At 36.1% G+C, this 8,895-nt stretch carries 7 protein-coding genes; 4 read left to right on the plus strand and 3 right to left on the minus strand.

Going from position 1 to position 8,895, the window contains the following annotated elements; genetic code table 11:
* Positions 1-93: 93 nt before the first annotated feature.
* Positions 94-2,007, minus strand: coding sequence for an ABC-F family ATP-binding cassette domain-containing protein (locus tag CP357_RS08870; protein ID WP_098037105.1), 1,914 nt, complete (start codon positions 2,005-2,007; stop codon positions 94-96).
* A gap of 173 nt (positions 2,008-2,180) precedes the next feature.
* Between CP357_RS08870 and CP357_RS08875 the strand changes: the two genes are divergently transcribed.
* The 3 genes from CP357_RS08875 (at position 2,181) to CP357_RS08885 (ending at position 4,169) form a co-directional block, all read left to right on the plus strand.
* Positions 2,181-2,828 (plus strand): redox-sensing transcriptional repressor Rex, encoded by a 648-nt coding sequence (locus tag CP357_RS08875; protein ID WP_025005199.1) that lies wholly within the window; start codon positions 2,181-2,183, stop codon positions 2,826-2,828.
* Between the two features lie 139 nt (positions 2,829-2,967).
* Positions 2,968-3,426, plus strand: coding sequence for a LytTR family DNA-binding domain-containing protein (locus CP357_RS08880; RefSeq protein ID WP_098037106.1), 459 nt, complete (start codon positions 2,968-2,970; stop codon positions 3,424-3,426).
* Positions 3,423-4,169, plus strand: coding sequence for a hypothetical protein (locus tag CP357_RS08885; protein ID WP_098037107.1), 747 nt, complete (start codon positions 3,423-3,425; stop codon positions 4,167-4,169). Before CP357_RS08880 ends, CP357_RS08885 begins: the two co-directional genes overlap by 4 nt.
* 9 nt (positions 4,170-4,178) lie before the next feature.
* Here CP357_RS08885 and CP357_RS08890 read toward each other — a convergent pair whose 3' ends face one another.
* Together CP357_RS08890 and CP357_RS08895 are read right to left on the minus strand one after the other, a co-directional pair.
* Positions 4,179-5,165 (minus strand): LacI family DNA-binding transcriptional regulator, encoded by a 987-nt coding sequence (locus tag CP357_RS08890; RefSeq protein ID WP_087175999.1) that lies wholly within the window; start codon positions 5,163-5,165, stop codon positions 4,179-4,181.
* A gap of 12 nt (positions 5,166-5,177) precedes the next feature.
* Positions 5,178-6,635, minus strand: a complete 1,458-nt coding sequence (locus CP357_RS08895) for a sucrose-6-phosphate hydrolase (RefSeq protein WP_098037108.1) — start codon at positions 6,633-6,635, stop codon at positions 5,178-5,180.
* 221 nt (positions 6,636-6,856) lie between these two features.
* On the opposite strand from CP357_RS08895, the gene CP357_RS08900 reads away from it, so the two are divergent.
* Complete coding sequence (locus CP357_RS08900; protein WP_098037109.1) at positions 6,857-8,806, plus strand: sucrose-specific PTS transporter subunit IIBC; 1,950 nt, start codon at positions 6,857-6,859, stop codon at positions 8,804-8,806.
* Positions 8,807-8,895: the final 89 nt, after the last annotated feature.

The raw sequence follows: 8,895 nt of genomic DNA on the forward strand, positions 1-8,895 counted from the left end.
CAAGAAAAAGACGGTCAAGCAACTCAAATTAAGAGTTGGATTGATCGTCTTTTGGTATCTGAAAGTTAGTTTTTTCCCAGACACTTAGATATGTTATTCAAAATTATCCATTTCTTCGATTGCTTTTTCCCAAGCGTTATTTGCATCATCTAGCTGTTTTTGAACATCAGATAATTGCTCTTGAAGTGGTCCAAGCTTATCAAAATTGGAAGCAATATCAGGATTTGCCATTTCATTTTGAATACTTTGTTCTTGTTCTTCTAATTCTTCAATCTTTTGTTCAGCTTGGTCAATTGCGCGCTGCAATTTTCTCTTTTGTGAATCACGCTGTTTTTGTTCTTGGTAAGAAAGCTTTTGCTGGCTGACTTGTTTAGTAGGTTGAACTTCTGTTGAAGATGAGGCAGCTATTTCTTGCTTTGCTTTTTCATCAAGATAGTAAGAATAATTACCATTATATATCTTGGCGTGACTATTTCTAACAGAAACAATTTTATTAGCTAATTGATTAATGAAGTAACGGTCGTGAGAAACGAAGAGCAAAGTGCCATCGAAGTCTTTTAGTGCTTTTTCAAGCACTTCTTTTGCTTCAATATCCAAGTGGTTGGTAGGTTCGTCCATCAACAAGAAGTTATCGTGTTCAAGAGAAAGAACTGTTAAAGTTAATCTGGCTTTTTGACCACCGGATAGTTGTCCGACAGTTTTATCAATATCTTTAGCAGTAAAAAGAAAACTGGCCAAGATTGAACGAACATCACGTTCTGGCATTGTCTTATGACGATCCCAAACAGTGTCCAAAACGGTCTTAGAAGGATCAAGTCTTTGCAATTCCTGATCATAATACCCGATGTCTAAAGATGCGCCGTATTTAATGGAACCACCTTTAGGCTGCAATTGTTTCATAATGGTTTTAAGTAATGTAGATTTACCGATACCATTTGGTCCAATAATAGCTACACGATCACCTTTATTAATTTGGAAGGAAATATCACTAACCATTGTTTTGTCTGGATAACCAATAGTTAAATCGTTAAGAATTAAAACTTCCTTACCAGAAGGGCGCTCGCTATTAAAGTGAATTCGAACCTTGTTCTTATGCTTTGGTGGCTTGATTCGTTCGATTTTTTCAAGCTTTTTACGACGACTCTGAGCACGTTTGGTAGTAGTAGCTCTTACTAAATTCTTTTGAATAAATTCTTCGTCTTTTTTGATCTCGGCCTGTTGCTTTTCATATGCTGCTTCTTGATCTTTATCACGTTGTTCACGCTGCATTACGTAAGCAGAATAATTACCCTTAAATGGAGTTAATTTACCAAATTGCAATTCGAAGATTTGAGTTGCCAAATGATCTAAGAAGTACTGGTCGTGGGATACAACCAAAATTGCACCGCTATAGTTCTTCAAAAAGCCTTCCAACCAATCAAGCGTATCCAAGTCAAGGTAGTTAGTAGGTTCGTCTAGCAAAAGCAATGCGGGCTTACGCAGAAGCAACTTTACGAAAGCTAATCTAGTCTTTTCACCGCCAGAAAGGCTGCCAATCTTCTTTTGCCAAGTATTTTCTGGAAACTTGAAACCATTCAGGATACTCTTAATATCTGATTGGTAGGTATAACCGCCTTTTTGTTCAAAAGCAAATTGCTTTTGGTCATATTGCTTAAGCAGTTCCTGGTCTTCGGGATGTTCCGCAATTTGTTCTTGCATGTGAGTTAAACTTTTTGCTTCCTTTATTAAGGGTGCAAAAACAGATTCCATTTCATCCCAAATGGTCTTGGCTTCGTTTAATGCATTTTCCTGAGCAATGTAACCTACATCAATGCCCTTGTTAACAGTGAATTCACCGTGAGTTGGCTCTTGCTCGCCTGTCATAATTTTTAATAGGGTAGTTTTACCGACCCCGTTGGGACCAACTAAACCGATTCGGGCATTAGAATCGATTGAAAAAGTAACATTTTTAAATAAAGTGTTGGCACCAAATTGTTGTTCTAAATCGTGTCCTTGTGCAATAATCATAATTTTTCACCTAACCATTATTCTACCATATGGTAGAAAGTGATCGAATACTAAATACATGTGAAAAATAATCTTTGTGAAAAATATGTTTGGACAAACACCCTGTTAACAGGTATGATAGATATGCTTGATTGTGCATTCACAAACATGAAATACAGTTGGGGGCTTCTATTATGGATAGAATAAAAATTCCAAAAGCAACAGCAAAAAGACTACCTTTATATTATCGTTATTTGATCATTTTAAATGAAGAAGGCAAGGATAAGGTTTCTTCCACTGAACTATCTGAGGCAGTTCAAGTTGATAGTGCTTCGATTAGAAGAGATTTCTCATATTTTGGTGCTTTAGGTAAGCGCGGATATGGTTATGATGTAAAGAATTTGCTGAGCTTTTTCAAAAAGATTTTAAATCAAGATACATTGACAAACGTTGCTTTAGTTGGTGTTGGTAACTTGGGAAGAGCGTTACTTAATTACAATTTTAAGCGAAGCAACAATATTAGAATTTCTTGTGCTTTTGATATTAATAAAAAAATTACAGGTCGTATTCTAAGCGGCGTTCCTGTTTACGATATGAAAGATTTAAAGCAGCAATTAAGTGATCAACAAATTTCAATTGCTATTTTAACTGTTCCTTCAACCGCTGCCCAAAAGACTACTGATGAAATGGTAGATGCGGGAGTTAAGGGAATTATGAACTTTACACCGATTAGATTATCTGCTCCTGCAAGTGTAAGAGTGCAAAATGTAGATTTGGCAACAGAATTGCAAACATTGATTTACTTTTTAGATTCTGAAAAGCAAAAGAACGATGAATTATAATCTTAAAAGACTACTTTTCTAAATGAAAGGTAGTCTTTTTTTACCTCTTAGTCATGAAAATTGACCACTTAGTATAAATAGCTAGTTTTCACGCAAGATTCTTAGTTTAATATAGTTAAGTCGAAGGGAGGGATGAAGCTTGAAGGTAAAATTAAATATTGATCCTAATCAAAAGGAGACAGAAATAGTTATTAATGCTTCGGAATTAACGCCAGAAATTGAACAATTGTATCATGCCTTGCAGAAACAAACGCCTAATCTTGAGCAGATCGAAGCTATCAAAGATGATGTCTCTTATTATTTGAATTTAAGCGACATCCTTTTCTTTGAAACTGACAGTAAAATCGTCATGGCTCATACGACGAAAAATGCTTATCAAGTTAAATACAAATTGTATGAGTTAGAAGATATATTGGGCGGCAATTTTATGCGAGTAGCTAAATCTACTATTTTGAATTTGGATAAAATATATGCCATTACACGTTCGATTTCTAACTGTCAGATTAAATTTGAAGAATCATATAAAACGGTTTATGTATCGCGGCATTATTATCGTGATTTGCGTAATCGTTTAAAAGAAAGAAGGAATTTTCAATGAGAGGTAAATTGGGACGAGCTTTTTGGGGCATCTTCTTTATTGCCTGTGCATTGTTTGTAGTTTTAAACCAAATGGGGATTTGGACTTACAGACTAGGGTTCTGGGCTGCGATTGGGACAGTGATTTTTGCAATCAGTTTATTAGATGGATTAATTAATCGGCGGATCACTGAGAGTGTCTTTTCCGTTGCGTTCATTTTAATGATTTTCGCTGAACCACTACATATTACTCGGTTAGTACCGTGGACTATTTTACTTGCAGCAGTCCTAATTTCAATTGGATTGGGGATTATTTTTCGCAATCGATTTCATACGGTGGTTTATGCAAATAAGAAAATTAAAAACTTTAGGGACAAAAGAGAAAATCTTACAGATCATATCTTTACTGATACAGTAAGCAAAGAACAAGGTTCTCATGTAGTAGTTGATCAAACTATGTCAGACACTTCTCGTTATATTCATTCTAAAGCACTAGAGACAATTGATGTGAATGCTAAAATGAGTGATGTTAACTTATACTTAGATGATGCTCAGGCAGCAAATGAAACAGTGACAATGAATGTCAATATAACAATGACAGATTTGACGATCTATTTACCATTATCATGGCAGGTAGAAAGCAACATGGCATCTACTTTCATGTCAGGTGATTTTGAAATTGATGGTACGTCTAACGGTGGTGGACCAACTTTAATTATTCGAGGTCGTTCGAGCATGAGTGATATCAAAATAGAATATGTCTAAAAAATATTTTCATGCGGTTGTTAAACTTTTAATTAATTTAACAGGTAAGATGTAATGCTTTTTGTTAAGTTCTTTATTAGGATCACTAATTCTTTGAAGCAAAAGTTTAACTAACAAAATAGCTATATCATTGATGGGTTGAGCAATTGTTGATAATTCAGAATGGTAAGTTTGAATTTGTTTAGTACCATCAAAGCCAATTACTTTTAAATCTTCAGGTACTTTTAATCCTAACTTTCGTGCTTCTTGTAAAACTAAGATTGCGGTTAAATCATCTGTGCAAACAACACCATCAGGATGATCATTTTGCAGCATTTCGTGAATAGTTATATTTTTCAATAATGTAGAATCAGAAAATGCTACTGAACAAATGTGGGGAGTAAAATTTAAATTTTCTGCTTCGTTTAAATAGGCCTTTAATCGTTGGTCTGTAGGGTTACCTTTTAATTGTTTATTTCCTAAAAAGAAAATTTTATGACAACCACTTTGAATTAAATCATGTACTGCTAATTTGATTCCTTGATAATTATCACAACTGACAATAGGTACATTTTCGGATAATTTACGATCAAAAGAAACAATCGGCAATCCTAATTCTTGATATTCTTCGATTCCTAAATTATGAGCTCCGGCAATAATACCATCAACCTGGTTGGCTAAGAGCATTTTTAGGTAGGCACGTTCTTTTTCTTTATCTCTTTGAGCATTACAAAGGATTATCTTATATCCCTTTTCAAATAAAATGTTTTCGATATCTTGTATTAGTTCCGCAAAAAATGGATTGGTTATTTCTGGGAAAATCAATCCAATTAATTTCATTTTTTTGCCTTGAAGTGATCGAGCAAGGGAATTAGGTTGATAATTTAATTCTTTCATAGCTGTGAAAACTTTATGTTTGGTTTTATCGCTTAAATAGCCATGATTATTAATTACTCGAGAGACAGTTGTTACTGAAACACCAGCTTTTTGTGCAACATCTGTCAATTTTACTGCCATAATATCACCTTATTAAAGGATCGTTTCCATATTGTAGAAAGTTCCTTGATAATTTGTATCTTGATCAAATTTAATTCGTTGGTTAACTGGATCAGTGAAAAATCTGCCAGTTAGAACATGTTCGCCACCGTTAACGAAGATTTCTACTAATGAGTGATCGACAAAAATATCAAGTTTTAAGTCTTCGTGTGGAGTAAAGCTAGTAGATCTAGTGGTGCCATAATCAACTGCTACTTTCTTCCCAGCCTGAGCACGATCCAAAGTTAATTTTCCATCGTTGGTATCAAACTTGATTTGCAAGCTTTCGCTTAAATCATCGTTAGCAGCAAAGTGCAAAGTGCCAGTTTGGTTAGCTGAAATATTTAACTTTAATTCATATTGGCCGGTAGTATTTTCTTTTATTGTCTTACCACTAACTTTTTCTTCATTTCTGCGTAATGACTTGATAGTTTCAACTGGTTCTTGAATTAGTTTGCCATCATGAATACTCAACTTCTTAACTTGGCTTAAGCAGTTAGCCCAATTTTCATCATCGGTTGGGTAAGTGGTATCAGGCAAACCAACCCAGCTAACTTCGTATGCAGTACCATCAGGGGCGTTAAATGCTTGTGTAGCATAAACATCGAAGCCTTCGTCGAGGTTGTGTAAAGGACCTGGGTTGATTAAACAGTGATTTTCAAAATCAATGTCATCGGCAATCACATACATGTTAGGGTAAATATCATCATAGTCTGCAATCTTTTTATCTAAACCTTGAGGGCAGAAAATGACTACGACTTTACCGCCGACGCGAACAAGGTTAGGACATTCAATCATGTAGCCTAAAACGTGATCTGATAAGTTTAAGAAGCCTAATTCTTCCCAATTCTTAAGATCCTTAGATTTCCAAACATCAATATGACCGTGTTTTTCAGCTTTGTCTTGTGCACCTAAAATCGCATAGTAAGTGTCATTTTCCTTAAGAATTTGAGGATCGCGGAAATGTTCAGTGATGTGATCAGGATTCTTGAATAAAACAGTTTTGTCTTTGACGACACCATCTTTATCCATCCAAGCACCAATTTGGTAAGGAGTGCGAACCCAGTTTTCATCACGGTGATTACCTGTGTACATTAAGAATAATTTGCCGTCGATTTCACGAGCAGAACCTGAGTAGGCACCGTGTGAATCTGCCATGCTGTCAGGCTTAACAGCTAAGCCGAGATTGATCCAGTGAACTAAGTCTTGAGACTTGAAGTGGACCCATGATTTTAAACCGTGAACAGCACCAAATGGATATGATTGATAAAACAGGTGATATTCACCATTAAAATAAGAAAATCCATTTGGATCATTAACTAAACCTGAAATAGGGTGTAAATGGTAATGCATTTGATAAGCGGAATTTGCGGCCTCCGCTTGTAAGTCAAGTAAGGTCTCTGCATCCCATTTACTATAAGGTAAATAACGTTTTTCTCTTGTCCATTCCATAATTTTGCCTCCGTGTAAGCGTTATCTTTCATTTGTATTTTAGTAGATAATAAAAAATGTGTCAAACGTTTATCATATTTTATATCAGCAAAATTGGCTTATTAAGTCATAAGTCTGTAAAATAAATAAATAAATTTCTGTCAAACGATTGACATATTTCATGAATGCGTTATCATAGTTAGTGAATTGAGAATAAAACGTTTACATAGGAGGAAACAAATATGGACCACAAAAAGGTGGCTGAACGAGTAATTAAAGATGTGGGCCGCGATAATATTATTGCTGGTGCACACTGTGCTACTCGTTTGCGTTTAGTTTTAAAAGATGATTCAAAGGTTGACCAAAAGGCATTGGATAATGATCCAGATGTTAAAGGTACTTTTAAGACCAATGGTCAATATCAAGTAATCATTGGGCCAGGAGATGTTAATGATGTTTATGATGAATTCATTAAGATCACTGGCTTGAAAGAATTATCAACCGATGATTTGAAGAAGGTTGCTGCAGAAGGTAAAAAGAAGAATCCAGTAATGGATTTCATTAAACTTTTGTCTGACATCTTTGTTCCAATCATTCCAGCCTTAGTTGCTGGTGGTTTGTTGATGGCTTTGAACAACTTCTTGACTTCACCAGGACTATTTGGTTCTAAGTCAGTTGTTCAAATGGCACCTAATATTGCCGGCCTTTCTAACATGATCCAAGTCATGTCAGCTGCTCCATTTATCTTTATGCCAATTCTGGTAGGTATGTCGGCGGCTAAAAGGTTTGGAGCTAACCAATTCTTGGGTGCTGCAATCGGTATGATTATGACCACACCTAACTTGGGTGGTGCTACTAAGTTCTGGGATATCTTTGGTTTACATGTTGCACAAACTAACTACCAATACCAAGTTATTCCTGTCTTAGTATCAGTTTGGGTATTATCAATTTTGGAAAAGAGATTCCACAAATGGCTTCCATCTGCAGTTGACTTTACCTTTACACCACTTCTTTCAATTATGATTACTGGTTTCCTTACTTTTGTAATTATTGGACCAGTCTTCAAGGGTATCTCAGACGCTATTACTAATGCAATCGTATGGCTTTATAACACTACTGGTGCCTTTGGTATGGGTGTCTTTGGTTTGACTTATTCAGCAATTGTTACTACTGGTCTTCACCAAAGTTTCCCAGCTGTTGAAACTCAACTTTTGGCAGCATTTGCTAAGAATCCAGCAAGTTCTGGTGACTTTATCTTTGTTACCGCATGTATGGCTAACGTTGCTCAAGGTGCCGCAACTTTCGCAGTTTACTTCTTAACTAAGAACAAGAAGATGAAGGGGTTGGCAAGTTCATCAGGTGTATCTGCACTTCTTGGTATTACTGAACCAGCACTTTTCGGTGTTAATTTGAAGTACAAGTTCCCATTCTTCTGTGCCTTAATTGGTTCAGGTGTGGCTGCTGCATTTGCTGGCTTCATGCACGTAACTGCTGCAGCTCTTGGTTCAGCTGGTTTCCTTGGATTCCTTTCAATTTATCCAAAGACTATCCCAATGTGGGTTGTCTCAGTTGCAATCAGTTTTGCAGTTGCATTCATTCTTACTTACGTTTATGGTAAGGGTCACTTGAAGGAAGAAGTTGCTGAACAAGACGTTCCAGTAAACGATGCTGATGATTACGCTGAAGAAAACCAAAAGGCAGAAAAGCTCGGTAAGGAGGAATTATCATTAAAGGATGAAGTTATTGCTTCACCAGTTGACGGTACTCCTGAAAGTTTAACTAAGGTTAATGACCAAGTATTCTCAGCTAAGTTAATGGGTGATGGTGCTGCAGTTGTTCCAAGTGACGGTACAATTTACTCACCAGTTACTGGTACTGTAACTATTGCTTACGAAACTAAGCACGCATACGGTATTAAGTCAGATAACGGTGCAGAAGTATTGATTCACATCGGTCTTGATACTGTAAACCTTAAGGGTGAACACTTCGAAAGCTTAGTAAAACAAGGTCAAAGAGTTGAAAAGGGCGATAAGCTTGGTACAGTTGACCTTGATGCTGTGAAGAAAGCAGGTTACGACACTACTGTCATGGTAGTAATTACTAACACTGCTAACTACGCAAATGTTCAACGCATTACCGACGCTGGCGACAAACACGGTGATAATTTGATCGCTGTCACAGCTCATAATTAATCATTAACTTATATAACTTACACTTCTCTAGAAAACAAAACATACTAATCTAGTGTTGGATGATTACTCGACGGAGTAGTCGTTCAACA

This window comes from Lactobacillus sp. UMNPBX6 (genome assembly GCF_002553975.1).
Classification (GTDB): domain Bacteria; phylum Bacillota; class Bacilli; order Lactobacillales; family Lactobacillaceae; genus Lactobacillus; species Lactobacillus gallinarum.